At 56.0% G+C, this 24,813-nt stretch carries 22 protein-coding genes, 1 tRNA gene and 2 pseudogenes; 14 read left to right on the forward strand and 11 right to left on the reverse strand.

The features are described from left to right. From IFT66_RS07060 to IFT66_RS07085, 6 genes and pseudogenes are all read left to right on the forward strand, one after another. Positions 1–792, forward strand: a pseudogene (locus tag IFT66_RS07060) (calcium-binding protein); the annotation flags it as partial. A gap of 699 nt (positions 793–1,491) precedes the next feature. Further along, positions 1,492–1,785: a hypothetical protein gene (locus IFT66_RS07065; RefSeq protein ID WP_162237993.1), complete on the forward strand. Its 294-nt coding sequence runs from the start codon at positions 1,492–1,494 to the stop codon at positions 1,783–1,785. A 376-nt stretch (positions 1,786–2,161) separates the two neighbouring features. Next, positions 2,162–2,476, forward strand: a complete 315-nt coding sequence (locus IFT66_RS07070) for a hypothetical protein (RefSeq protein ID WP_192077171.1) — start codon at positions 2,162–2,164, stop codon at positions 2,474–2,476. Between the two features lie 1,021 nt (positions 2,477–3,497). Continuing rightward, positions 3,498–3,794, forward strand: a complete 297-nt coding sequence (locus IFT66_RS07075) for a hypothetical protein (protein WP_156461858.1) — start codon at positions 3,498–3,500, stop codon at positions 3,792–3,794. An 893-nt stretch (positions 3,795–4,687) separates the two neighbouring features. After that, on the forward strand, positions 4,688–5,512 hold the full coding sequence (locus IFT66_RS07080) for an FkbM family methyltransferase (protein ID WP_192077172.1): 825 nt from the start codon (positions 4,688–4,690) through the stop codon (positions 5,510–5,512). Positions 5,513–5,767: 255 nt separating this feature from the next. Beyond that, positions 5,768–6,310 (forward strand): annotated as a pseudogene (locus tag IFT66_RS07085) (DNA adenine methylase); the annotation flags it as partial. A 33-nt stretch (positions 6,311–6,343) separates the two neighbouring features. On the opposite strand, the gene IFT66_RS07090 reads toward IFT66_RS07085, so the two are convergent. The 4 genes from IFT66_RS07090 to IFT66_RS07105 all read right to left on the reverse strand — a co-directional run bounded on the left by IFT66_RS07090 (position 6,344) and on the right by IFT66_RS07105 (position 11,181). Continuing rightward, a complete protein-coding gene (locus IFT66_RS07090) occupies positions 6,344–7,336 on the reverse strand; it encodes a S1 family peptidase (RefSeq protein ID WP_192077174.1) in 993 nt (330 codons plus the stop codon). Between the two features lie 2,035 nt (positions 7,337–9,371). Continuing rightward, a complete protein-coding gene (locus IFT66_RS07095) occupies positions 9,372–9,608 on the reverse strand; it encodes a hypothetical protein (protein WP_192077175.1) in 237 nt (78 codons plus the stop codon). 159 nt (positions 9,609–9,767) lie between these two features. After that, a complete protein-coding gene (locus IFT66_RS07100) occupies positions 9,768–10,505 on the reverse strand; it encodes a hypothetical protein (RefSeq protein ID WP_192077176.1) in 738 nt (245 codons plus the stop codon). Positions 10,506–10,509: 4 nt separating this feature from the next. Then, positions 10,510–11,181, reverse strand: coding sequence for an XRE family transcriptional regulator (locus IFT66_RS07105; protein ID WP_192077177.1), 672 nt, complete (start codon positions 11,179–11,181; stop codon positions 10,510–10,512). Between the two features lie 143 nt (positions 11,182–11,324). On the opposite strand from IFT66_RS07105, the gene IFT66_RS07110 reads away from it, so the two are divergent. The 7 genes from IFT66_RS07110 to IFT66_RS07135 all read left to right on the forward strand — a co-directional run bounded on the left by IFT66_RS07110 (position 11,325) and on the right by IFT66_RS07135 (position 15,673). Beyond that, entirely contained in the window at positions 11,325–11,657 is a 333-nt protein-coding gene (locus IFT66_RS07110) for a helix-turn-helix domain-containing protein (RefSeq protein ID WP_192077178.1), read from the forward strand. A 2-nt stretch (positions 11,658–11,659) separates the two neighbouring features. After that, a complete protein-coding gene (locus IFT66_RS23715; RefSeq protein ID WP_274604807.1) occupies positions 11,660–11,788 on the forward strand; it encodes a hypothetical protein in 129 nt (42 codons plus the stop codon). Next, positions 11,785–12,144 carry a hypothetical protein gene (locus IFT66_RS07115; protein ID WP_192077179.1) on the forward strand — a complete coding sequence of 120 codons (360 nt, stop codon included), beginning with the start codon at positions 11,785–11,787 and terminating at the stop codon, positions 12,142–12,144. The genes IFT66_RS23715 and IFT66_RS07115 overlap by 4 nt, the downstream gene beginning before the upstream one ends. Next, entirely contained in the window at positions 12,144–12,995 is an 852-nt protein-coding gene (locus IFT66_RS07120) for a ParB N-terminal domain-containing protein (protein ID WP_192077180.1), read from the forward strand. The genes IFT66_RS07115 and IFT66_RS07120 overlap by 1 nt, the downstream gene beginning before the upstream one ends. Beyond that, a complete protein-coding gene (locus IFT66_RS07125; protein ID WP_192077181.1) occupies positions 12,988–13,446 on the forward strand; it encodes a hypothetical protein in 459 nt (152 codons plus the stop codon). The genes IFT66_RS07120 and IFT66_RS07125 overlap by 8 nt, the downstream gene beginning before the upstream one ends. 96 nt (positions 13,447–13,542) lie before the next feature. Beyond that, on the forward strand, positions 13,543–14,082 hold the full coding sequence (locus tag IFT66_RS07130) for a DNA adenine methylase (protein WP_192077917.1): 540 nt from the start codon (positions 13,543–13,545) through the stop codon (positions 14,080–14,082). Next, positions 14,063–15,673, forward strand: coding sequence for an AAA family ATPase (locus IFT66_RS07135; protein ID WP_192077182.1), 1,611 nt, complete (start codon positions 14,063–14,065; stop codon positions 15,671–15,673). The genes IFT66_RS07130 and IFT66_RS07135 overlap by 20 nt, the downstream gene beginning before the upstream one ends. A 113-nt stretch (positions 15,674–15,786) precedes the next feature. On the opposite strand, the gene IFT66_RS07140 is transcribed toward IFT66_RS07135, so the two are convergent. Further along, positions 15,787–15,862 (reverse strand) — tRNA-Ile (locus tag IFT66_RS07140). Between the two features lie 194 nt (positions 15,863–16,056). Here IFT66_RS07140 and IFT66_RS07145 point away from each other — a divergent pair. After that, positions 16,057–16,824, forward strand: a complete 768-nt coding sequence (locus IFT66_RS07145; protein ID WP_062455912.1) for an SIMPL domain-containing protein — start codon at positions 16,057–16,059, stop codon at positions 16,822–16,824. 78 nt (positions 16,825–16,902) lie between these two features. On the opposite strand, the gene IFT66_RS07150 is transcribed toward IFT66_RS07145, so the two are convergent. From IFT66_RS07150 to IFT66_RS07175, 6 genes are all read right to left on the reverse strand, one after another. Next, entirely contained in the window at positions 16,903–17,244 is a 342-nt protein-coding gene (locus IFT66_RS07150; RefSeq protein WP_092661070.1) for a hypothetical protein, read from the reverse strand. Positions 17,245–17,399: 155 nt separating this feature from the next. Continuing rightward, positions 17,400–17,822 (reverse strand): secondary thiamine-phosphate synthase enzyme YjbQ, encoded by a 423-nt coding sequence (locus IFT66_RS07155; RefSeq protein WP_192077183.1) that lies wholly within the window; start codon positions 17,820–17,822, stop codon positions 17,400–17,402. A 25-nt stretch (positions 17,823–17,847) separates the two neighbouring features. Then, positions 17,848–19,170 carry a DUF930 domain-containing protein gene (locus IFT66_RS07160; protein WP_192077184.1) on the reverse strand — a complete coding sequence of 441 codons (1,323 nt, stop codon included), beginning with the start codon at positions 19,168–19,170 and terminating at the stop codon, positions 17,848–17,850. A gap of 113 nt (positions 19,171–19,283) precedes the next feature. Further along, positions 19,284–21,335 (reverse strand): RNA polymerase sigma factor RpoD, encoded by a 2,052-nt coding sequence (gene rpoD, locus IFT66_RS07165; RefSeq protein ID WP_062455900.1) that lies wholly within the window; start codon positions 21,333–21,335, stop codon positions 19,284–19,286. A 537-nt stretch (positions 21,336–21,872) separates the two neighbouring features. Next, positions 21,873–23,888 (reverse strand): DNA primase, encoded by a 2,016-nt coding sequence (gene dnaG, locus IFT66_RS07170; RefSeq protein WP_192077185.1) that lies wholly within the window; start codon positions 23,886–23,888, stop codon positions 21,873–21,875. Between the two features lie 383 nt (positions 23,889–24,271). Then, positions 24,272–24,724, reverse strand: a complete 453-nt coding sequence (locus IFT66_RS07175) for a GatB/YqeY domain-containing protein (RefSeq protein ID WP_062455897.1) — start codon at positions 24,722–24,724, stop codon at positions 24,272–24,274. Positions 24,725–24,813 lie beyond the last annotated feature (89 nt).

A 24,813-nucleotide genomic window follows, 5' to 3' on the forward strand; every position in this document is an offset into this window, starting at 1 on the left:
GTCTCCGACAGCGCTGGCACCGACACCATCACTTCGACCATCACCAGATCGCTCGCGTCCTATACGACGATCGACAACCTCACCCTGCTCGGCTCCGGCAACATCAACGGTACAGGCAATACGCTCGCCAATGTCATCACCGGCAATGCTGGCAACAATGTCCTCGACGGCGGAACTGGCAAGGATACGCTGAACGGCGGCGCCGGCAACGACACATATGTGCTCGGCGCCGAGAGCGACACTGTCTCCGACAGCGCTGGCACCGACACCATCACTTCGACCATCACCAGATCGCTCGCGTCCTATACGACGATCGAAAACCTCACCCTGCTCCGCTCCGGCAACATCAACGGTACAGGCAATACGCTCGCCAACGTCATCACTGGCAATGCCGCATCCAACACAATATCGAGCGGTTCCGGTGACGATAAACTGTATGGTGGCTTCGGCAATGACTTTCTTATAGGCGGCACCGGCCGGGATACGTTCGTCTTTGATAGCAAACTTAGTTCGAAGAATATCGACACGATCGACGATTTTACCGTGAAGAACGATACGATCCGGCTGGACGCGACTTTGTTTTCGGGAATTGGCAAGGCCGGCGGATTATCGCCAGACGCGTTCTACGCTGGCGCCAAATCTCACGACGCATCTGACCGGATCATCTACGACACAATGACGGGTAAGCTGTGGTACGATGCCGACGGCATGGGGCAAGGAGCGGCTCTGCATTTCGCAGTGCTCGGGAAAGGCTTGGCGATCACGTCAGGGAACTTCGACGTCATTGCCTAAGTCGGCGGTAACCCATCAGAATGATTTGGCGGGCGCCGACCCGCCGCAATCGTCGCGGTTCCGAACCGTTGTTGTCGAACTGGCCCGTTCAGTGCCATCGAGCCGCTACGTCAAATCAAAAATGATGACATGTGCTCCGTACCTATTACCTAGCGGCAGCTCCAGTTCGTCGACGCGGCGTTGCACATCTTGCTCCACGTTGATCCAGATTGGCTCGTGCTTGGCACGGGTTACATGCCCCTCCGGATATCCCTGACCGGTCCCAATCGCAGGCTTCGATCTTCGACGCCGCTCACCACCTCAACGATTTCCGCGTCACAATCGGTAATTGATGAAGGGGTTGCTGCAGCAGGCCGCAAGTTGCCCCCTAGGTCGGCAAGTAGGTCACGCAAAAGACAATCGGGCAAAACGACGAGTCGACGGCTATTGACTGCTGAAGCGGCCAGTTGCGTTCTGCGATGTTTGTAAACAGAGCCGAGACCTCATTGCACAGTCGCCAAAGTCGGGTGGCCTTTGTTGCAACTACGATTTACGCGGAACCTACCAAAGACGGCTTCCTAGGACGCATCAACCAAACGCATAACGCCGCTTGGGAAGTCCATCTAGAGCCGAAAAGGTTACTATTACAGTCCACTTGTTAATGCATTGCTGTAATGCTAATCCATAGGAATATTTTAATGGTGGGTATATGCGATGTACATGATCTCCCGCATTTTAAAGCCTATAGCAGTCGCATTAATCATGTTTCTCTCATTGCATTATCTGGGGCTGTCAGTCGTCCACTCCATGTTGATGTGTTTAATTCCATTGGCTCTTGGATGGCTGAACATACTGACTGAATTGGGTTACTTGCTGGCAGCGATCTGCATGATTGCGGCAATCGGTTGGGCCGTCGTTCCCACGGGTATAAAATCGGCAGTTAGCCAAAATATTCAGGTTGTCATTGACGATTTCAATAATCGTGATGCCGCCACCCCAACGGAAGGAACCTGAATTGTTTGGTCGCGTCCTGGTCAGACAGCCCTGCTTCAGCCCGTACAAGGATTTTGACTCGGAACGGCGAAAGCAATGTTGATCGCTCTGGCGATGACAGCCGAACGGAAGCGCAGCTAAACTCGCTGCTCGACGCCTCAACAGGCCTGCTACCTAGCGGGCGTATTGGACCCACGATTTGTGCCGGGTGCAAGAGGATCCAGGGATCAGGTCAAGACGGATCCTGTCGCCGCAATTGACGATCAAAACAATTGATTTTCCCTCTCTTAGCCGACAGCCGTATTTCCGCCCTTTTTTGTGCGTTGCAATATAACTTCTTTCAAATGTGCTCACTTGGCAATTTCCGGGTTGAGCGATTGTTCGGCGGAGAGGGGTCTTGCGCATGCATAGAGATGATCTAGACGATGAGGAACGGTTCCTCATCGTGACGAAGTACGGCCCTTCCCTTGTCATATTCGGGTGCCTCTTTGCTTTGGGCGTGCCGATGGCCGTCTCAATTGCTGTCGCCCTGTTTTTTGCTCTGCTTGGGTACTTCGCTTTGTTCAAGCATTTGCGAGCGACGATTGCCGCACTGGTAGTCGTTGCCACGATCGCTTGGTTCGTCGCACCTAGTGACCTCAAGCAACTTATCAGAACTCCGTACGGCGAAGCACATCATCAGGCGGAACTTACGCCAAAAGATCTAAGCTAAGCTTCTAAGTGACATCAACCGACCTGGACACTCTGTCGTCCGGCGTACCATTTTCCTTTGGTAGCCAGTTCTATTGAGAACCTCTGGATGGCCGCCCGCTCGGTTGCCACTCGACTGCGTCTGAGGGCCGGCAACGAGCCCGCGCAACGTCACTATCGATCGACTTCCGCGCTACCTGTTGACATTGGATCGAGCGGTTTAAGCCCCGTGTCCGGTTAGCAGCCGTCCATAGCGGCTGTCTTTCCTGGTACGTCTGCTTCGGCTGAACGACGGCGCCGGTCCCGCCCCGTCCCGCAGCGAGCAATTGGCTTTACTCAGTATTACTACTTGGCCCGCAACCCCAATTCCACAGGGCGACGCTACCGATCCCCCAAGGCAGGAGGTGGCAGATGACTCGGGGTAAATCGGATAAGATCATTGCCATTGAAACGAGTGGCAAGACGACAAGATGCGTATCAACAGCACGAAGGCGGCCGCGACCACCTTGATTCCCGCATGGCCAGGATCTCGCGACGCTGCATACAGATAGGCAGTCGTTACCCGCACTAGGGCCCCTCGGCGCGATCTAACGGACGCCTCGTCGCTACGCGTCAGTCGGACCCGTTTTCCGCTCAGCAGTTGCTGGATGCGGAGCCTACAACACATCTGAACGCAACGTTTGCGCTTATCCATGACGTTCAGAACGAGACTTCCGACATTGAGCAACCTTACCTTCAGATAAAGTCCGATCTCCAGCAACGTGGAGTCTTATCATGATCTGTGGAACGTGTATTATGTCGCCGTTTCCCGAATTGAAATTACAACGCAACACTGCACTGATTTACACCTTACACCAAAAGCTGCAGGGCACCAGATTTAGCATTCATCAAGTTACTCTTCGATTCATAGAAACCAGACGTAGATAATATACTATCGCAATACAACAGCTTACATTGATTAAGACTACATTCATCAAAACATGGTAATATTCGAATAATCTTTCGTTACTTTATTTTCTAACGTCCTAGGAGGTAGAGAGATCATGTTTGGAGACGATTTCGAGGATGAAGTTCGAGTCAACTACCGAAAATTTGCACCATCTATCGTGATATTGGCATGCCTTCTCATCATTGAGGCTCCAATCCTCATCACGATTGCAGTGCCTGTCTTTTTCGGCGTGTTGGGCTGGTTTTATATTGCTGACTCCTGGCGGATGAAGATTTCGTATCTTCTGATCATAGCCACCATAGTCTGGTCAGTACTGCCGTCAGATCTGAAACAGTCGCTCATATCCCGGCACGGCGTAGCCGTTTCTGCGGAGAATGTCCCGCAATCCTAGACACATAGGTTTTGGGCAAGACTGCGCAGAGACGCTTTCCGCATCTTTCGAAAAAGGCTGATCGCGAGAAGTGGTTGTACGGCACCGTCTTGCCTGCAAGCTGTCTAGCCGGGTAGTGCCAGTAGACCGGCCATACCGAGTAAAACCGCGGCCTCGAACTTTGCAATGTCGGCATTCAGTCCAAGACAGTCGAAAGACTGTTCTGGTCAACGTTGCTTTTGTGATGAGAACCGATATTTCCCGCTGGGAAAGCTCCGAGACACCCCAACCTCCCACTCTACATCGAGAGGGGGCCTCTTGAGGAATGTCCAATTTTTTTGCATTTTGACCAAATCTCGTTTTGTCGCTGCCGAGGCGGGATAAAACTTGATTCAAACACACCATCCTAGGACCGGCTCGGCTAAACTGGGCGCGTCCAGCTTCGCCGCTAGACAAGCCATCTGAACGACTGCAATCGAAGGACTGCATAACGGTCGGAGATGCGACGCATTTTCGTCGGTCGCAGCTTTTCGGGTTGACGAGCTATTGGATGGCTCCCCCATGCTACATTGCATCGACTGCCCCAAGCCGATGCCAGCCCCATTGCGGTCCATGATGGTACATCATCAGTCGTGAGAAGTTCGAAGGTTTGACCGCTGTTTCGAGCTCGCCCCATAACCAGATCATTCGTCTCTGGTCGTGTTTCCATGTGGCCTAGAACCAAATCTTCGTCAGGGACTGGGGTGGTCGACTGGAGCTCAACAGTCTCAGACCACGGCAACGTCAAATTGCTCAGGCAAAGGTTGGTTCTTCCAACTGATCGATCTCGGAGAATCGCATAGGTTGTATTTTGCATCTGGCGATGGCGAAATTTTCATGCAACAACTCTTGCGACTGTATCTGGGGAGGCAAATATGAATGAGGCACTATCATCGATCGAGGATGTAAAAATCATTTTCGACGTCGGGGCAAACGTAGGAACTACCGTAAAGCGCTGGCGGGTCGCATTCCCCGCAGCAAAGATATTCGCTTTCGAACCGATCTCGACGACATTCCGCATGCTGCGTGAAAAGACACGGACCATGGCGGGGGTTCGGTGCTTTCGAGTCGCCCTGAGCGATACCGGCGGCGAAGGCATAATGCGTGCCGTGCCAGGCGGCGTTTGCAATCGCCTGCTTACTGACACTGACGCTCGGCCGTCGCATGTGCAAAATGTGCTCATTACGACGGGAGATGCATTCTGCTCAGAGAACCACATCGAGCAGATCGATTTTCTAAAAATTGACGCTGAAGGCAATGACCTTAAAGTGCTGCATGGCTTCCGAAACATGCTGACGGAGCGCCGGGTACGGTTTGTTCAGGTGGAAACCGGTGTGAATTTCGACAATCATACGCATGTCAATCTGGTCGAGTTTCTGAAGTTCTTTCATGAAATGGGATATGGACTCGTTGAGCTTTACGACCCCGTCCGACGCAACCCACCAAAGAAGATGAGGCAGCGGGGAATGTACTTTGCCAACGCACTTTTTGCGGCAGAAGATCTCAGCGATAGAGAACAGAAGCTTGCGAACAAGGAGGCTCGGCTCGTGCGACGGGCGGCCAGGGCTGAAGTCGTGAACGCCCGTCAATTAGTAGGACCACGTTGGGCTCAAACGTGGTTCACCAGGTTGCTTTCGGGTATCCAGGAGATCTTTCGGACCTCACCCATTCGGGCAAAATCCCGAAATGCTCTGCACTAACAAGAACGAGCACGACTATAAAAACGATAACAATAACGTAGACCCTCTGCCTCGACGGCCGTCGCCTAACCATGAGCGCCATACGTATGAGAAGACGTGTAAAGCTTTCCATGCGATAAGATAGCGCGGCGCTTATCCAATCTCAACTGACGGGTTTGGTGCCTATCCGATCGTTCTTTGGCGGGTCGCAATGGCCTGATTTCGAAAAACTCCTTTCGGGCATGCTGCCACTCTTCCCAGCACTTTTCCGGATAGATGCGGTTTCAGGTGACGTCCCGACGTGAGTTCGAGCGGCTGGCACGAACCGACCCATCGACCCTGACCGATCTGGACCGCGCAGCGCGCTTCCTCTACCTGCAACGTCTCGCGTTTGGCGGAAAGGTCTCCGGGCAGAGCTTCGGCGTCACGATGCTTGGTGGGCGATTCAACCTTCTTAAGCTCGCACCACAGTTGGAGGATATCCACGAGCGCATGGCAGGCGTCGTTATCGAGAACTTGTCCTGGCAGAAGCTCATCACGCGTTACGATCGGCCAGGCACTCTGTTTTATCTCGACCCGCCGTACTGGGGCAATGAGGATGACTATGGAAAGGCGGTGTTCAGCCGGGAACAGTTCGCTGAAATGGCCACCGTGCTGACCTCGATTAAAGGTCGCTTCATATTGTCTTTAAACGCAGTTCAAGAGGTCTTCGAGACCTTCTCCATGTTCAAGATCGAGCAGGTAGACTGCAGCTACTCGGTAGGCGGTGGCAGTAAGGCCAAGGCGGTGAAGGAGGTGATCATTCATTCCGTTGATTGACCAGGCCTGTAGTGGGGACAGTGTCGCCCGCAATCATTGGTAATCCTCCCACGGAAGCGTAGTTTCTCCCCCACTTAGTTCCCGCACCGCTTCCCGAACACGCTCCGCCGGCACCGCCGCAAAAAAAGGGGCATTCGGTACCTCATTTTTTCCCACTTGAGCTTCGAGTCTTTGGGTAACGATACCGACAATGTGTCCTTCTGGAGTTAATAGGGGACCGCCGCTGTTGCCGGGTCTGGCAACAGCGGTGAATAAATCTACCTTGACGTTCGAACACGTAGGAACGCTCAGCGCTGCTATTTCACCTCGGTGATAAGTCGCCCGAGCTTCTGCTGCATAGGGTATCGGTGGAAACCCACAGATGAGAACATCCTCCAATAGTCGCGCCGGACGAAATGCCATATCGGCAAGTGGTGGAGGCGCCGGCGCTGCTAAATAGATGATAGCGACGTCTTCGCTAGGATGTGGAACGGTCTTTTGGACACGCGTTTCGTGACCGTTAACGGTCAACACTTCATCTACTTGCATGTCTTCAACGACATGCGCGCAGGTCAAAATCTCGGTGGTTGAGATCTGGATACCGGTGCCGCCAAGCTTTCTATCATCAGCGCCCGTTCCAACAACGTGGACCAGAATGCGTTGGGCTTGGTCAGCGATGAAAGGGAGACCCAAAGCACGGCCCAGAAATAAGGTCCCCAACCTCTGTTTGTTTGTTAATTCAAACCGGTTGGAGTAAATTGCGTAATAATCTGACCCACCTACCCGTTCCAGGAAACCCGCTAGCTCGAGCTGCTTCGCGAGCAGACATATGCAATTCGATAAGTGAAGCGCAGGTGTGCCGTCGGTCCCGATCGTTTTTAGGAAATCGAGGATACTCAGCGGCGTAACCACACCAGGTGTCTCAGGCAGCCCTAGTGCCTCTCGATGCTCTGCATTGAACATCGGGCCAAAAAAATTCAGCATCGCGATCGAATAAACGCGTTGTTCGGCAGGAGTGAACGGCGTTAAACGGCTGTATCTGCTCATAGAGGCCTCGGGTGAGTGTGGTCACGAAATCGTTTGGGTATTAGACACTCTCCTACAAGTGTCCTAAATCGAATTCGAGGAGGCTTCTCAACGTCGTCAGAGCTTCCTGAAAATTCCGGAACCTCGTGTCAAAATTCCGGAATTTCGCGTCCGGCTACAAACTTGTTGTCTGTCACCGGTATCCGGAATATGTGGGAATCTCCGGTATTAGCTGGGAATGAATGGTAACGCATTGGTATCGCTTGTTTTAACCGCTATCAGTCAAACATGAAACCAGTGCAGCCCTTGACAGGTAGGAACGGGAATTTTGCCGCGAACAGGCGCACAACGAGAATTTCGATCACCGTCTTCAAAGACCCTTCGAAACACTCCGCAAACTATCGTCGAATCCTTTGAAACCCGCAAACGCAGTGTGTTCCAAGGTCGGCGGCCGGAGCCTGTGCGCTACACCGTTACGGACCTCAAACCCAAAAACCAAAATAGATTCCCACATCAAGGTGGAAATCTCATAATCAGGCGCAAAGCCTTATTAAACTTCACTTTCCACACTATTCACGTGGCGAGGGATTCCCACACCTATATCGTAGTCAACGGCTTAAGTAGGCGGTAAATTCATAAATGCGGTTTGCGCGAGAGTAGTGCCGAGAACGGTCGGGGCGGCTCGACAATTGCGCGCACATCCGAGATCGGATCGGGTCTTAGCATATGCCTACGTCGGCCTCAGTACGGCTAACGTCAATCAAAACCGTATCCTGAACAAGCCTTCCATAAGAAACCAAAACGTTACGGCAATAAAAAACACTCCCTTCGAGACATCGAAAGAGTAGTCCCCTGGAAACACGCCGGAAAGTGGGAACGAGTTCCCCCACATAATCACAAGTGGAGCAATTACCAGGAGCCACTTTGTCTCTGTACGGGACTCTTCTTCATTCATATTTTTTTTGATTGGACGAACCTCCACCTTTACCAACTTGAGATGGAAATAGCCGACCATAGCAACCGACAGCAGGCCGAAAGCGGCAAACGCAGCGCCGAAGCCAAGAACGCGAGAGCATAGCATCAATGCCTCTAACGTTAGCATTGTCGCAAGAAATCGATTCTTTAGTCCTGGTATAAACACTTAACTTCCAAAACGTTCCAGTTTACCAGTATCGAGAGCGAAGGACGGTCCATTGCGCAATACGGAAGGCTATCCTTGTCATCGCAATGCGAACGAAAGAGACGTGCTAAACTCTGAATAGTTCGATGGACAGTCATTGTGGCACTATCATCGACAGGACGAATAACGGCAATAGGACCTTTGCTTGAGACATCTCGCTTTCACTGAGTGAAGCCCGAGATCATTCGGGTTTGACTATATGCCGACGCGGCTTCAGCAGACTGACGCCTTTTAGAATTGAAGTACGTACGTACTCCGCAACTAAACCAAGCCCTGCCCTAGTTAACGGGTTCAAAAAGACTGCTCGAGCCCGATTAAGTCCTACTTGGACGGCCGCTGGGAGGATTACAGCCTGCGACGTAAAATCGTCTCGCAAAAGTGAATCGCGGATCTTCAAGTATCAGTTTTAAGTAATTCAGTTGAACACTATCGCACTTTAGGACCCCACCACGAGCCGCAATCTGCTCAGCGCAAGCCTCGCAGCCTGCCACGATAGCATGATAGAGTGGGCTTGCGCCAGAATCCAAGCCATTTGGATCGACGCCTGCATCAAGAAGACTGAAAACTATATCTGGTCGCATCGCATGTATTGCAACTGCTATAGCTGTGTCGCTATCTTTGCTGGAACATGAAGGCTTAGATGCTTCTGTTATAACTTCGCTCGGAATGTATCTTTCTCCGAGTGTAAGAGCCTGAAAAAAAGATTGACACTCCGGCGCGCCCGACAAGGCATGCGCTGACGCAGTCATTGACTGAAAAAGAAAATACATAAACATATCAGTTTCTGTGACCTGCAAAGTTGAGAGCTCGTGCGCAGTCATATTACATCGATTCTTCGAGGAGCGGCGGCTTGGAGTGCAGCTGCTAGCATAGATGTCATGCCGCGATATCAGCGATCTCTCCGAACTGACAGAGCACGCGAGGGCTGCTCATGTCACCGCTCTCCATGTCCACCAACACGGAGTATGCTGCGACACCGACAAACCGAGACGACATGGCTGCGGCGATCCGCTCCGCAGCTGCTGAATTTGACGCTTGCCGCATTTCGCCTGGTGCGAGATTTCCCCTTACTTTTTTGAACGGCAAGACGATGAACTTCTCGGAAAGTGACATTCGCAACTCCTATGGTCAGCTACAATGTTCCTATTTTGTTCTAAGTTGCGGAGGAGTCAATCAGCATTTGGGATCAAGTTGCTGGCAATTGTCTAGATGTCCGTTTCCGGCAGTACAGCACGGGTCTACACGCAGTTTTAACTGTGGATAGCATGTGGGTCACGGGGCTCGAATAAGCTTAATTTCTTGCCACGGTATGAACGTGGCGCGCGTGTCCTGGTCGATGAAAACGAATACTCCCCCGCTTGAGCGGAGGATGATAGACGCTATTTGGGCACGTTGTGGGACAGCAAACTCAATCTCAACCTTCCCAAGCACATCGGGTAGATTTTGCACCCACGCAACACCAGCTAAAAACCCTCCCGCAAGCGACGAAAAACTGATGACAGTTGCAAGTAGTTTCGGTTTTCGCACGGAAATGACGAATGCGACAAGGGACAAAATCAAAGCCATTAGAAAGCAGTATGTGACACCACTTCGAGGACCGAAGTAAAAGGATACAAACAAATTAGACAACAATATGATGAAACAAAGTAAAAGAGCTTTACCTCGGTTAGCCTCCAAAGCAGTTTTTGCTTTGAGAAACAATCCAATCACGGTCATCCCTTTTCTATTCTCCCTTGGAAATAGTTCGTAATGAGATAGTGACAGGAACGACAACCAAAGCAGACGTAGAATGATGCCGATACATGAAGCGAATAAAAGAGTTGGTCCTACTATCTCCTTAGCATCAAGAAGCGCGATAAACTCCCAGCCTAATTTTTTCGTGAAGCCGGCAACAAAGGCAACCCCCACGAGAGAAAAGGTGATTACCACCCGGAGCCAAGGCCAAAGGTTGGTCGCTTCGGATACAACTGTCGAGCTGAGGATACGGCCTTCTTGGGGTTCTTGCACCATCTAGCTACCGAAGTGGCATTGGGGCATGCCCCGTAAACATAATTCGACCACCGACACGAAGCTCGTCAATGCGATCAGCCGTGAATTCCTCAGAGGGATATCCCGCCGCGATGTTGTCCGAGGTGAGGTAAAGCTTGCCGTCCATCGACCATCGAGCGCGCTTAACCAGCGCACGATCCATGACGTTGAAGTGATATATCCGACCGTCGTCGACCTCGGTTTTCGAAGCATCCGCGATCAGCAGAGCGCCATCAGGGATTGTCGGCCACATCGAGTCGCCGCGCGCCTCGACGATGTAGCAATATTCGGGGTTAGCTCCGAGGTTTCGAAGAAAGTCCCGCCCGAATGCCACCTCACCGATTGGCATCTCATTCACTGGCACCAAGCCTCGCCCTGCTGACGCTCGCGCGTCGAAGCGAGGCAGGCGAACGATATTCTCGTGGTCTAACAGCAGATTTCCGGTAGCGACGATTTCCTCCTCCTCACCCATCAACCAACCGACTGAGACACCCGTAGCGCGGGCAATCTCTATCAGCGTCGACGCCTTCGGCTCGCTCTTCGCCGCCACATAATCAGACAGGGTCCGGCGACTAACTCCAGTCAGCGCAGGCTCCAGCTTGTCTAGTCCGCCAATGAAGCCAGCGGCTTCACGTATCCTTGCACCAAGGTCAGTCATAAGTTTAAGCAGATTTCTGCCTCGCTAGCAGATTTCTGCTTGCGACATGGCAGAATACTGCTATTCTCTCCATAAATACGGACCAAATCACCAATGAAAAGGGAGACCGGCCAGGGCCTCCCTCCTCACACTCAGGATCCACTATGCACCGGCCCCAGCAGGCGGACAAGAAGACCCGTAACCCGATCGACAAGATTAGCGAAATGGCGACCGTTAAGAGCAAACTGCTCGTTGCCGGCCTTACGCTTCTTGATATCGACCGCTCCTATCAGTTGCCGCGCGGGACCGCCGGAACGACGCTCCGCGAGCCCAACGCGGCGGGGGAAAGGGCGATTGCTGCAGCTCTCGGTACAAAGCCACATCTGCTGTGGCGCTCGCGTTACCACGGCTCCGGTCTGCGGAAATCTCCTCAACCCCGCGAGAACTATGAGCGGCCCGCAACGATGGCACAACGCCAAAACGGAGCGGCAGCATAGACATGCGCAACCCATTCATCCCATCCCAATCTCGCGTCTGCGACATGGCAAATCTCGTCATGGTTTTTGCAGTCGTCGTCGCCGGCCTCGTCGCTGCAAGCGCGAGCCTCATCATGCAGGTGATGCAATGATCGACCGCTTTGACCTCAAGGCGCTCTACGAAGCGCACCTCCATGCCTGCGTTGCTGCGGTCCGCGAAGGTTTCCCCCATCTCGCCATTCGCGAGATCCTCGACCCGCCGCATGAATGGTTCGACGCGGCTCTCGCCCGTCAGGTCGCCATGCACCTGATGATCGTCGAACTGAAATGGCCGAAACGCCGTGTCGTTGAGACAGAAGACCGCTCACGCGAGGCGATCAACCGCGCGCTGCGCACCATCAACACCCGCATGGAAAGCCCGAGATTTGAAGCCCACTACCGCGCGATGGCGCGGCGTGCGCACGCGCTCATCTCCTTCCAGACCACAGCAGAAGAAGCAGTCGCCTAATGGCCGAGTTCAAACGCATTCTTATTTCCGAAATCGTCATCCCCGAACGCCTACGTGCGGTCGAGGAAGAGCAGGCTTTGGCGATTGCGCAAAGCATCGTCGAACACGGTTTGATTAATCCCATCACCGTTCGAGCAACGCCAAATGCCAAGGGCGGAAAGTTCACTTTGGTCGCAGGTGCGCACCGCATGCGAGCTGAACAGATCAACGACGAGAGCGAGATCGACGCCATGATCGTCGTAGGCGACAAGGCCGAGGCGCTACTCATTGAGATCACCGAGAACCTCTTCAGGAACGACCTGTCGGTTCTCGACAGGGCCGTCTTCGTCCAGACCTATCGCGAGGTTTGGGAGAAAGAGCACGGCACGATCGGCGCAGGCCGGCCGGGAAATCGCGCAAACCTTGCGCAATTGTTTGCTGACGAGTCCGACGCCGGAAGCTTCTCGAAGCATGTAGCAGATCGCATGGGTCTGTCGCGCCGCGCCGTTGAGTATCTCAACAAGATTGCGACGAACTTGCACCCTGATGTTCGCTCAGCAGTCCGCGGCACCGCTGTCGCCGACAACCAGTCTGCCCTTCTAAAAATCGCCAAGATGGAGCCTCTGAAACAGCGCCAGACGGCAGTTGCTTTCCGTACGGAGCCGGATCTCAAGAAGGCGCTGGCCTTGGTTGATCCACCGGCACAGCTCTCCAAGAAGCAGATCGAGCAAGCGACCCTCCTCTCCCGGCTCGTCACTGCCTGGGAAGACGCCAGCGAAGAAACGCGCTCGCAGTTCCTTGAGCACATCGGCCTGACAGAAGAAACAGACCCGCTGATGGCGGAGATCAAGAGCGAGGCGAACGATGAGTAATCATCCGAGCCAGCTCGATCTCTTCCTTGAACCCCTCTTCCCGGTGCGCCAAGCCGCCGTGTCCATCGACATCGAGCGTTTCCGTTCCAAGCTCAAGCGCGCCATGGCCAAGGCCATCCGCGAGTGCCCGCATAGTCGCGAAGTCATCGCCGCTCGCATGGCGCAGTACCTTGGTCTGCCCAACCTCTCGAAAATGACGATCGACGCCTACACGGCCGAGAGCAAAGCAACGCACGACATCAGCCTTGTGCGTTTCAAGGCTTTTGTCCGCGCGACCGGAGCGGTCTGGCTTTGGGATTTCGTCGTCTCCGAGGATGGCCTGATCATGCTCGAAGGCGACGAGGCACGCCTCGCCGAAATCGCCCGGCTTCAGCAGGAACAGCGTGCCCTCGCCAAAGACCTGAAGACGCTCCTCTCGGTTCCGATCAACATCAAACGACGCGGACGCTAGCGTGAAGCAGTTCTACTCCATTGCCGAACTGGCCTCCGCGAACCTTCCGGATTTGCCGCGCACGGAAAAGAGCCTGGACAACCTTGCTCGCAGCTCCTGGCGTGCGGATCCGAACATGGCTCGTCGCGTACCGACCTCGAACGTGCGGCAAGGTTCCTCTACCTCCAGCGGTTGGCCTTCGGAGGGAAAGTGGCCGGACAGAACTTCGGCGTGACGATGCAGGGAGGCCGGTTCAACCTCATGAAGCTTGGTCCGCAGCTCGAAGACATCCACGAGCGCATGGCGGGCGTGGTAATCGAAAACTTGCCCTGGCAGAAGCTCATCGCGCGTTATGATCGGCCGGGCACGCTGTTCTATCTCGATCCGCCTTACTGGGGGAACGAAGATGACTACGGGAGGGCTGTTTTCAGCCGCGAGCAGTTCGAACAGATGGCCGCGGTTCTCGGCTCGATGAAAGGGCGGTTCATTTTGTCTTTGAACGCGGTTCAAGGCGTCTTCGAAACGTTCTCGAAATTTCAGTTCGAAGAGGTGGACTGTACGTACACAGTCGCCGGATGTGGCCATAGTAAAGGAGCCAAAGAGGTGCTTATATTCTCAGGACTAAGAGGGGTCGCCGATGAAAAAAGAAGTGCATGAAATTCTGAGACTAGGGCAGAGCGGCGCGGAACTTACGCTAGCTCCAGGAGATACCTTTGTTGTCACTGGTCCCAACGGTGTTGGGAAGTCCGCCTTCCTAGCGCACGTACCAAGCGACTTTAGCGTCGAGCGCTTTTTCGGTAGTCGCGCGATCTCGTTCACGAGTGATGAAACCTCTGAGGTGGGGCAAACCGTTCAAACGCTAATGGCCAACATTGCCGGCTCAACTAACAGGTACTTGAACCACTGGGGCGAGCAACATCTCAAATCCGTTGTCAAACGGCTGATGCAGAAAGAGTCGCAAGCTGCACAAGATATCGTCAAAAAGTTGAATGGTGGCGCGACGTATCTGGAGGTTAGGGAGAAAGTCCTGCTTCCTTTAAATCAACTCAATTCGGTATTTGAAGCTGGCCGGCTTCCGGTTCATCTGTACGTGGACGAAAGTGGCGAGTTGTGCGCAAAGCGTGGCAACGCTTCGTTCGGTATAAACCGCATGTCCGACGGAGAACGAGCAGCGCTTCTTGTGGTAGCAGCAATCCTTGTTAGGCCGAAAAACTCTTTCATCCTGATTGATGAACCGGAGCGTCATCTGAACCCTAGCATTTCTGGGCCCCTAATAGCAGCCGCTGTTCGGGCTAGGCCCGACGTGGGTTTCCTTTTTGCTACGCACGACCTGTCGTTAATCGAATGGCTCAAGCCGGAAAAGATAATTCACATTCAGGACAGCGAAATGATGTTCGGAAGCGTGAACGATCAACGGCGGTATACGTACGCGATCCTAGGTCAAGGAGAGGATCTTCCTGAGACACTTCGGTATGCGCTTTTGGGCAGCAGGAAAGCCCTACTCATAGTGGAGGGAACTGCTTCGTCAGAAGACCGAGCGTTATACTCGCACGTCTATCCCAACTGGAACGTCATTCCCAGAGAGGGATCAGGTTCTGTTCAGGCAGGCGTTGCAGCCCTCCGTGAGAACGGAGATTACCATTGGCTTCGCGTAGCGGGATTGATCGATGGGGACGGACGAAGCCTCGATGAACGACAAGTCTTGGAGCGTAAACAGGTCTTCAGTTTGCCGGTTCCTACGATAGAGAACATCTTCTTCATGAAGGAGATCCTCTTCGAAATGGCAAGCGCCGTGCAGGAGTTATTTGGCTTACCCACTGCTCAAGAGAGATTGGATTTAGTTGAGAAGGAGCTGCGAAACCTTCTACTGGAAGAAAAAGACGAGATGATCGCACGGCGAGTTGCCTGGGCCGCCAATCGAGCGTTGGAAAGTAAGAAAGTCTCAGTTGACGAAATCAGAGCGAATAAAAAGACGATTGACCCGATTGATCTCCTGGAGCTCAAATCAACAATTAAATCTGAATATGATTTGGCAACACTGAAGGGAGATGTGTACGAAGCCCTTGGCATCATGCCGATCAAAAACACAAAAATTCCTGGAAGGCTTGCGAAGTCGATGGGCTACGGGAGCGCTAAAAGTTACTACCAGGCGATACTAACGCAGATACAGAACAAAACTGAGCGAGGTGCTCGCATCATCACGCTCATACAAGCTAGCCTACCGCCGCTGCCAGCTATTTCATTTTGAAAGACAGCGACCGAATCGCTCGGATTCTGAACCCAAAGCCAAAACTGAATTTCCGGAACCTTGTGACAAAATTCCGGAAATTCGCGTCCGGCTACAGCGGCCGACAAAAACAATGGTGGGCCCGGAGAGACTCGAACTCCCAACCAAGCGGTTATGAGCCGCCGGCTCTAACCATTGAGCTACAGGCCCTGCCCTTTGAAGGCATGACGACTGGCGCAATGGTTCGCCGGTCGCAAGGGTCCGTCTAGCTCAAATTGTGAACGCTCACAAGGCCTCGCCGCAATAGGTTCACAATCACACGTCACCTAGAGGGTGTTCGGCTTTCAACTCAAGCATTTGGCCGGGATCGTCGAGGTCGGACAATCAGTATCAAAGGAGACACAATGCGCCGTTTGCCCACCGCCCCTTCTCTCGCGCCGGCTTTCCTAGCCCTTGCCCTCGGCACGGCCTTCCTCCCGCTGTCGCCGTTTTCGGCAACGGTCGCCTCTGCGCAGGAAGCCCGCACGCCGCGCGAACCGATCATCAGCGTGTCCGGTGAGGGCAAGGCCGCGGTCGCGCCCGATATGGCGATCCTGTCGCTTGCCGTCGTGAGGCAGGCAAAGACCGCCGATGCGGCCGTCTCCGCCAACAACACGGCAATGAGCGAAGTGCTCGCCGCCATCAAGGCTGAAGGCATTGCCGATCGCGACGTCCAGACCAGCAGCTTTGCGATCTACCCGCAATATCGCCAGGTAGCCCCGAAGGACGGCATCGAGCCGCCGCAGGAAATCATCGGTTACGAAGTGTCCAACACGCTGACGCTTAAGGTGCGCGATCTCGAAAAGCTCGGCGGTCTGATCGACAAGACGGTCAAGCTCGGTGTCAACCAGGGCGGACAGATCGAGTTCACGAATACCAATACCGACGAAGTGATGACGCAGGCGCGCAAGGCAGCCGTTGCCGAAGCGCTCGCCAAGGCAAAGACTCTGACGGAAGCTGCCGGCGTCAAGCTTGGCCGCATCATGGAGATCAGCGAGAATTCGGCACCGCCCATGGCCCCGCCGATGATGCGCATGACAATGGCAAAGGATTCCGGCAACGGCGTCCCGGTGGCGGCCGGCGAGACCAGCTACACGGTCAACGTCAACGTCGTGTTCTCCATCGATCCCTGATCGGATCGCTTCAACGACAGAACCCCGCCCGGCGAATGCCGGACGGGGCTGAAGATAGACTGGGACGCTTGAGATCCGTTAGCGACGGATGAGCGGGCAGCCCCGCACATTGGCAAACACGACCCGGTCGCGTCCGCGGCGGTCGACGCCGACGACGGTCACGCTGCGGCGGGAGATGTCGACGACGCGGGTCCGGCGCAGACCCATCGCTTCGGCGCGACGTTCAGCCAGGCGCGGCGAGCAGCCGACGGGACGCATGTGGCGCGGGCGCTCATAGCGCGGCGGGTGATGCGGACGCCAGTCGCGCTCACGGTACTGTACGAATTCCGGGCCGGCGGCGGCGGCGATTGGCGCGGACGCCGAAATCCCTGTCAGGGCGATCAAGGCTGCAAGGCCGGCCTTCGCCATCAGGCGTGTGATTGTAGTCATCTTCTGCTTCTCCTGAACCTGTCACCGGTTGTCCGGCTGTCTCGCGCCGGCCTTTCGGGCCAACGGTCGATGCAACTCTATCCAACCCAGCTGAATGCCTGCAAAACCGATCATTCAGTATGTGTTCATTTGCAAAACAACGATCATCACGACGAAAGATGCAGGACGATTTCGCGCCGGTGCGGGCTGTTCCGGTGTTCGAAGAGATAGATCCCTTGCCAGGTGCCGAGCGCCAGCCTGCCGCCGGTTATCGGAATGCCGATCGAGACTGCCGTCAGTGCCGCCTTGATATGTGCCGGCATGTCATCTGGTCCTTCCATCGTATGGCTGACCCAGCCCATCGAAGGATCGTCCGAGGGGGGAACGAGGCGGGAAAAGAACGCATTCAGATCGCGCTTCACGTCCGGATCGGCATTTTCCTGAATGATCAGCGAACAGGACGTGTGGCGAACAAAGACAGTCAGCAGGCCCTCGTCGCGCCCGGCCTGGCGCACGAAGCGTTCGGCTTCATCCGTGAACTCGTATAGCCCTTGGCCTCTGGTCGAAATCTGGATCGCGGTCTGCGGCATCGAAATTCTCTTGTCTGCTTGAAGATCAAAACTCGGGAAAACCGCGCTTGCGCCATTCCGAGCGCGGCACGAGGCCACCCACATTCATCGAAAACGAAATTATTTTCGTGGCATCGGCATCGACTTCGCAGCGGAAGCTGACATCATGCCAATGCCCTTTGGCGCGAAAGCCGATATTGCGCGCCTCGAGAACCGTCCCATTGGGCAGCTTCGGTGCGGGCAAGACATCGGGATTGTAGGCGGGCGAGCCGTTCTGCAATTGCGCACTGAGTTCGGACGAGCACAGCTGTCCTGCCCGAACGCCGCGCGGAATACCGGACATCGCGACGGTCGCCAGCGTCTCGCCGGTATCGCGCGCGGAAAACAACGTTCTGACGGGCTTGAGATCGCCGGCCGCATCGGATGGTTTCGGCGGCGCCGGCTTTTGCGTCGGCACGGGTGCGGAGGAAGGCGGCCCTGTAAAGAGCCCGGCCGTCATCGCATCAGGAGACGCACCGCCGGCAGGTCCGGGCATTCCCGACGGATCGGAGCCTGGAACACTGAGCTGCGGTGGCGTCATATTGCTCGGTACCGGTGTCTCTTGTGGCGCGCCCTCGCCCTGTCCGTCGGTACCCGCCGTCTGTGCAGGCTCCTCAGGCGCTGGCGGATCGGCATCGGTCGCAGCGGGCGCTGGCGTATCCTCCGCAGCATTGCCGTCAAGCGCCTGGCGCGGACCGCTATCCTTTTCGCCAAACTGGAACACAGGCCGCAGTGCGGACATCGGCGGCGCTGACGCCTGCTTCTCCTCCTCGGCCGGTGTCGGGCTTGCAGGCGGCGGCGGCGGTGCCGGCTGCTCGGCCTTCTGCGGTGCCTCGGGCTCTTTCGCTTCTTCCGGCGCCTTTTCTTCGGGCGGCTTTTCTTGAGGCTGGGGCTCTTCGGGCTTTGGTTCTTCCGGCTTGGTAGGTTGAGGGTCCGGCGGCTTCGTCTCCTCCGGCTTTTCGTCCTGCGCAGGGGAAGGCGGCGGAGCAGCCTCGGGTGCCGAAGCCTTGCTCGCCGAAATCACGGGGTCCTCGAGCGGATCTTCCTGAGGCTTCTGCTCGGGCGGCTTTTCCGGTGGCGGCTCTTCGGCCTTCGCCTCTTCCTTGAGGTTCAGCTCGTCGGGCTTCTTGGCCTCTTCGGCTGGCTCCTGCTTTTCCTCTTCCGGCGGCGGAACAATCTCCACCTGAACGGTCTCCTCCTCGGGAACCGCGTCGGTCGGCAGCGGCAATTGGACGAGAAGCGCGCCCGCGATGATCAGATGCAGAGCGACTGACGCACCCAGCGCCGTTGCGATCACCTTCTTATGCGGGGCGGGAGACATATCCGGCATGGCTCCCATGTAGGATGGTTCGCGGGCATGATCGAGTCCGGCCCGATCACAACATCAATAAAAAAGCCCGGCACGTCATAACGGCCGGGCTTTTGATGGGTCTGGTCCAGCGATCAGCTGTCGAGGAACGAGCGAAGCTTGCGGCTCCGGCTCGGGTGCTTCAGCTTGCGCAGCGCCTTCGCCTCGATCTGGCGGATACGTTCGCGGGTAACCGAGAACTGCTGGCCGACTTCTTCGAGCGTGTGGTCGGTGTTCATGCCGATGCCGAAGCGCATGCGAAGAACACGTTCTTCACGCGGCGTCAGCGATGCGAGAACCCGCGTCGTCGTTTCACGAAGGTTCGCCTGGATGGCGGCATCGATCGGCAACAGCGCATTCTTGTCCTCGATGAAGTCACCCAGATGCGAATCCTCTTCGTCACCCACAGGGGTTTCGAGCGAGATCGGCTCCTTGGCAATCTTCAGGACCTTGCGGACCTTTTCGAGCGGCATGGCCAGCTTTTCGGCCAGCTCTTCCGGGGTCGGCTCGCGGCCGATCTCGTGCAGCATCTGGCGCGATGTCCGGACGATCTTGTTGATCGTCTCGATCATGTGCACCGGAATACGGATCGTGCGGGCCTGGTCGGCGATCGAGCGGGTGATCGCCTGCCTGATCCACCAGGTCGCATAGGTCGAGAACTTGTAACCGCGACGGTATTCGAACTTGTCGACGGCCTTCATCAGGCCGATATTGCCTTCCTGGATAAGATCCAGGAACTGCAGGCCGCGGTTGGTGTATTTCTTGGCGATCGAAATCACGAGACGAAGGTTCGCCTCGACCATTTCCTTCTTGGCGATCCGCGCTTCGCGCTCGCCCTTCTGCACCATCGACACGATCCGGCGGAATTCGGTGATCGAAATACCGGTTTCGGTCGCGAGACTCTGGATCTCCTGACGGATATCGCGAATGGCGTTGAACTCCGCCTTGGCAAAATCCTTCCAGCCGCGTGCCGACAGATTGGCGATCGACTTCATCCAGTTCGGATCAAGCTCGGCACCCTGATACTGTTCCAGGAACGAGTCCCGCTTGACGCCGTAGGATTCAGCCAGACGAAGAAGACGACCTTCGTTCTGCATCAGGCGCTTCGAAATGTCGTAGAGCTGTTCGACAAGGCTTTCGACGCGGTTCTGGTTCAGCGACAGCGACTTCACTGCCGTGATCAGTTCGTCTTTCAGTTCCTTGTAGCGGCGCTCCTGAGCGGAAGACAGCGTGCCGGAGGCGGCAAGCCGCTGCTCGACCTGCTGGTCCTGAAGCTTGCGCAGCTTCTTGTAGGTATCCGCAATCGTGTCGAGCGTTTCCATGACCTGCGGGCGCAGTTCCGCTTCCATGGCGGCAAGCGAAAGGTTCGACTCGTCGTCGTCCTCTTCCTCTTCTTCCAAGCCCTGGTCACCGCCGACAGCGGTGATGTCGTCATCGTTGGCAGCAGAGAAACGAGCCTTGCGGGTCTTTTCCTTTTCCTCGGCAGCCTTGCGGTCCGCCTCGATCTTTTCCGGGCTCTGGAACTGTGGCGCAGCCTTCGCCTCGGGACCCGAATAGGTCGTCTCGAGATCGATGATCTCGCGCAGCAGCGTCGTGCCTTCGTTCAGTTCGTCGCGCCAGATGATCAGCGCCTGGAACGTCAGCGGGCTTTCGCACAGACCGGCGATCATCGTCTCGCGGCCAGCCTCGATGCGCTTGGCGATCGCGATTTCGCCTTCACGCGACAGAAGCTCGACCGAGCCCATTTCGCGCAGATACATGCGGACCGGATCGTCGGTACGATCGGTGGGTTCTTTCTTCTTCGCCGTGGCAAGAGCGGTGCTGGACGTCGGGGCAAGTTCGCCGCCTTCGCTCTCTTCGCTCTCGTTGGAGTCCTCCTCCTCGGTGGTGGCCTCCTCGGCTTCTTCATCTTCAACGACGTTGATGCCCATGTCGGACAACATCGCCATCGTGTCTTCGATCTGTTCTGAAGTGACCTCTTCGGACGGAAGGACCGAGTTGAGCTCGTCCATCGTCACGTAGCCGCGCTTCTTCGCGGCTTTGATCATCTTCTTGACCGCGTCGTCAGAAAGATCGAGAAGCGGACCGTCGACCGAGCCTTCGCGCTCGGTATCGGCTTCTTCGTTTTCTTTGACTTTAGTTGCCATGTATGTCGTCGCTTTCCCTGAACGCCACTGCGCAGCGCTTCGTGGCCTGCGGCGGAGGGCAAAAGCCACACCAGCCGCGAATCAATATCCAACTCGTAACGGAATGACCTTTAACTCCCGATTACCATCGGCGACCGCTACTCGCGGGGACCGCCAGAACGAAGATGCCGAACATCGCCGCGGCGCTAGACCCACTCCACCAATATTGCCCGAAATGGTGATTCCCACAAAATAACGCTTCGTCAAGTTCTTCCAAAGCTTGTGCCCAGGAAAAGTGGAAATTACCTTACGACCATGTCCCCGTTGGCGGTACTCCCGTCATATTGAAGCCATATGTAAGCGGTGCACAATGAAAGACAAGAGCCCGCCGCCCGGTAAAAACCCTTGGCTCTACCCGAAATGCGCGGGATTGACGCCATTTTCCGATGCGTCGCAACAATACAGTGATCAATCAAGAGCTGTATAGACCACTCCACTCGCGCAGTTAATCCATCAGGCGACCAATTCAACACGGTTTAGTATCTGCGCAGCTCTCCTTCATCCGTGACTGACGGCAGCGCCCTTGACGCGTCCTGACAGGACACCGAAGCCGTCGATGATCGCTTCCTGGTTTTCAAGCCTGGAAATTTCATTCTGTACCTCCAGAAGTGCACGCAGCAGGATCTCGGCACGCTCGGCCTCGTCCTCGGTCATCTCCGCGAGTTCACGCTCCAGCTCGATCTTCTGCCAGCGGAGCTCCTTGTTTCTGGAATGCAGTGCCCGGGTCTGACGGTAGGCTTGCAGCGAATCCTGCGGATCGGCCTCTTCCGTCGCCGTCCACAGTCGCGCATTGCGGATCTGCTGGTTCATCGACTTCAACAGTTCCTCAAAGCCATTCTCGCCGAGTTCCCGTTTCAGGTCCTGCACCGTCAAACCGGCACCGGCCTGCCCGACAATGGTCAGCACGCAAGACCACATCCGCTTCAGATCGCGGTTCTCGAATTCGATCGAGGCGATCTCGTCATACTCGTTGAGCAGAAGCTGCGGATGATGGACGATGGTCAGCGCCAGCACGCTTTCGCGCAGGGCCGGAAGGTCGAGATGTCCTCGCACCAGCCCCGATCGCGTCAGGCGGTCGGAAATGCCCATTCCGCGACCCTGCTGCTGGAAAGACGATCCACCCCTTCCGCCGGCTGCACCGCCTCTGCCGGCCCCGCCGCCTTCGCGCTGCTGGTAGCTTTGACGACGATCGCCACCGCCGCCATTGCGCTGCGGCTGGAACAAGCCGTTGAGACGATCGCGCACATTCTGCTGGTAGTGCCGGCGCACGCTTTCGTCGGCAATCACGGAAACGATCTGCTTGAGGCGCGCCTCGAGCTCCGCCCGCTTTTCCGGGGTCTCGAAGGCGGCACCATTGGTTTCCCGCTGCCAGACCATCTCCGCCAGCGGACGCGCCTGCGCGATCACGCCATCGAACGGCGCTCTTCCCTCGTGCTTGACGAGATCGTCCGGATCCTTGCCGTCTGGAAGCAGCGCGAACCGGACCGAGCGGCCGGGCTTGATGGAGGGAAGCGCCAGATCCGCAGCACGGTTCGCGGCACGGATACCGGCACCATCGCCATCAAAGCACAGGACCGGTTCCGGCGTCATCCGCCAGAGCAGCTCCAGCTGGTTTTCGGTCAATGCCGTACCGAGCGGCGCAACGGCATTTTCGACGCCCACCTGGCTGAGCGCGATCACATCCATATAGCCTTCCACGGCAATGATCGTGCCCGGCTCCTTGGATCCCGTCCCTGGCTGCGCTGCCCGCCTGGCGCGGGTGAAATTGTAGAGCACCTGGCCCTTGTGGAAGAGTTCGGTATCCGGCGAGTTCATGTATTTCGCCGGCGCATCCGGCGCCATCGCGCGTCCACCAAAGGCAATCACCTTGTCGCGCGACGACAGGATCGGGAACATGATGCGGTCGCGGAAATAGTCGTAGGATACGGCAATCCCCTCGCCGTGACGCACCAGCCCGCAGGCCTCGATCTGCTCCTTGGCCACACCCTTGCCGGCCAGGAACTCCTTGAGCGCATTGCGGCTGTCCAGCGCATAGCCGAGCCGGAAATTCTCGATCGTGCGAGCCGTCAGTCCGCGGTCGCGAAGATAGGCGCGTGCCTTGGCGCCGGTTGGGCTCTGCAACTGGTCCTGAAAGAAGCGCGTCGCCATTTCCATGACGTCGAGAAGCGACATCCGCTCCCGTTCACGCTTTTCCGCCTGCGGATCGGGTTGCGGCATGGCGATACCAGCCATATCGGCAACCTGCTGGACGGCTTCTGGAAAGTTCAGCCCCTCCAGATCCGTCATGAAGCGGAAATGATCGCCCGATACGCCACAGCCGAAGCAGTGATAACGACCCTTGCGGTCTTCGCAGTGAAAGCTCGGGCTTTTCTCGCCATGGAATGGGCAGCAGGCCCAGAAATCGCCGCGCGCAGCATTGGTCTTCCTGCGATCCCAGGTGACACGACGGCCGATCACCGTCGAAATCGGCACCCGATCCCGGATCTCATCAAGAAAACTGTTTGAAAAGCGCATGTCTACCTCGCGGGCCAGAGACCATATTAAGGCTCAGTGCGCAGGAATGCCAGCCCGGCCGCAAATCATGCCCGCTATTCACAGGCCGCCGCTCCGTGACCACCGACCCGATCAACCCACAGAAATTAACGAATTGTAACTTGCGATACGCAGGTTCCCTGCATAGCGTTGAATCCGACAAGACGTGCCGTCAGTCGCCTCGACAGGCGGGTACGGCATCTGAGATTGCTCTTCAGGACGGCTGCCTGCAATGACTGCGGTCGATCGTCCTCTCCTACCGGTGGCATGTCCGCGGTCGGCCGATGGGAGGCGTAGAAGAGCAAAAGGCGGGAACTCCATGAAGGACTTCCCGCCTTTCTCGTTTTATGCGTAGCGGCTAGACCTCAGCTCAGCTGCGCCTTGATCGTGCCGGACGCCTTGGCGAAATCCATCTGGCCGGCATAGCGTTCGCGCAGAATGGCCATCACCTTGCCCATGTCCTTCATTCCAGCAGCACCGATCTCGGCGATGACGGAAGCGACGATCTCGCTCGCCTTCTCGTCGGAAATCTGTTCCGGCATGAAGGATTTGATGACGGCGATCTCTTCGCGTTCCTGTGCTGCAAGTTCCGGGCGGGCGTTGTCTTCGTAGATCTTCGCCGACTCCTCGCGCTGCTTCACCATCTTCTGCAGGATCTGCAGGATTTCGTCGTCAGTGGCAGCGTCCTTGCCGGTGCCGCGATTGGCGATGTCACGGTCCTTGATGGCGGTCTGGATCAGCCGCACGGTCGAAAGCCTGCGGGTTTCCTTCGCCTTCATCGCTTCCTTCATCGCTTCGGAAAGCTTCTCGCGCAACATGGCCTGTCTCCTTGAACGTCACTCGATCCGCAGCGGACCGATCTTTTGCGACGTCATAGAACAAGCGTGAACGGCGATCAAACGTTTTG

Origin of the sequence: Rhizobium sp. CFBP 13726, from assembly GCF_014841925.1 — a bacterium.
GTDB classification, from domain to species: Bacteria; Pseudomonadota; Alphaproteobacteria; order Rhizobiales; family Rhizobiaceae; genus Neorhizobium; species Neorhizobium soli.

What these genes read in the sequence shown, in the direction of transcription:
- IFT66_RS07105 (WP_192077177.1), bottom strand. Translation starts at nt 11,181, where the DNA reads ATGACTGACCTTGGTGCAAGGATACGTGAAGCCGCTGGCTTCATTGGC.
- IFT66_RS07125 (WP_192077181.1), top strand. Translation starts at nt 12,988, where the DNA reads ATGAGTAATCATCCGAGCCAGCTCGATCTCTTCCTTGAACCCCTCTTC.
- IFT66_RS07120 (WP_192077180.1), top strand. Translation starts at nt 12,144, where the DNA reads ATGGCCGAGTTCAAACGCATTCTTATTTCCGAAATCGTCATCCCCGAA.
- IFT66_RS07175 (WP_062455897.1), bottom strand. Translation starts at nt 24,724, where the DNA reads ATGTTGCGCGAGAAGCTTTCCGAAGCGATGAAGGAAGCGATGAAGGCG.
- dnaG (WP_192077185.1), bottom strand. Translation starts at nt 23,888, where the DNA reads ATGCGCTTTTCAAACAGTTTTCTTGATGAGATCCGGGATCGGGTGCCG.
- IFT66_RS07080 (WP_192077172.1), top strand. Translation starts at nt 4,688, where the DNA reads ATGAATGAGGCACTATCATCGATCGAGGATGTAAAAATCATTTTCGAC.
- IFT66_RS07115 (WP_192077179.1), top strand. Translation starts at nt 11,785, where the DNA reads ATGATCGACCGCTTTGACCTCAAGGCGCTCTACGAAGCGCACCTCCAT.
- rpoD (WP_062455900.1), bottom strand. Translation starts at nt 21,335, where the DNA reads ATGGCAACTAAAGTCAAAGAAAACGAAGAAGCCGATACCGAGCGCGAA.
- IFT66_RS07075 (WP_156461858.1), top strand. Translation starts at nt 3,498, where the DNA reads ATGTTTGGAGACGATTTCGAGGATGAAGTTCGAGTCAACTACCGAAAA.
- IFT66_RS23715 (WP_274604807.1), top strand. Translation starts at nt 11,660, where the DNA reads ATGCGCAACCCATTCATCCCATCCCAATCTCGCGTCTGCGACATGGCA.
- IFT66_RS07095 (WP_192077175.1), bottom strand. Translation starts at nt 9,608, where the DNA reads ATGTCACTTTCCGAGAAGTTCATCGTCTTGCCGTTCAAAAAAGTAAGG.
- IFT66_RS07065 (WP_162237993.1), top strand. Translation starts at nt 1,492, where the DNA reads ATGATCTCCCGCATTTTAAAGCCTATAGCAGTCGCATTAATCATGTTT.
- IFT66_RS07090 (WP_192077174.1), bottom strand. Translation starts at nt 7,336, where the DNA reads ATGAGCAGATACAGCCGTTTAACGCCGTTCACTCCTGCCGAACAACGC.
- IFT66_RS07135 (WP_192077182.1), top strand. Translation starts at nt 14,063, where the DNA reads ATGAAAAAAGAAGTGCATGAAATTCTGAGACTAGGGCAGAGCGGCGCG.
- IFT66_RS07110 (WP_192077178.1), top strand. Translation starts at nt 11,325, where the DNA reads ATGCACCGGCCCCAGCAGGCGGACAAGAAGACCCGTAACCCGATCGAC.
- IFT66_RS07100 (WP_192077176.1), bottom strand. Translation starts at nt 10,505, where the DNA reads ATGGTGCAAGAACCCCAAGAAGGCCGTATCCTCAGCTCGACAGTTGTA.
- IFT66_RS07145 (WP_062455912.1), top strand. Translation starts at nt 16,057, where the DNA reads ATGCGCCGTTTGCCCACCGCCCCTTCTCTCGCGCCGGCTTTCCTAGCC.
- IFT66_RS07160 (WP_192077184.1), bottom strand. Translation starts at nt 19,170, where the DNA reads ATGCCGGATATGTCTCCCGCCCCGCATAAGAAGGTGATCGCAACGGCG.
- IFT66_RS07155 (WP_192077183.1), bottom strand. Translation starts at nt 17,822, where the DNA reads ATGCCGCAGACCGCGATCCAGATTTCGACCAGAGGCCAAGGGCTATAC.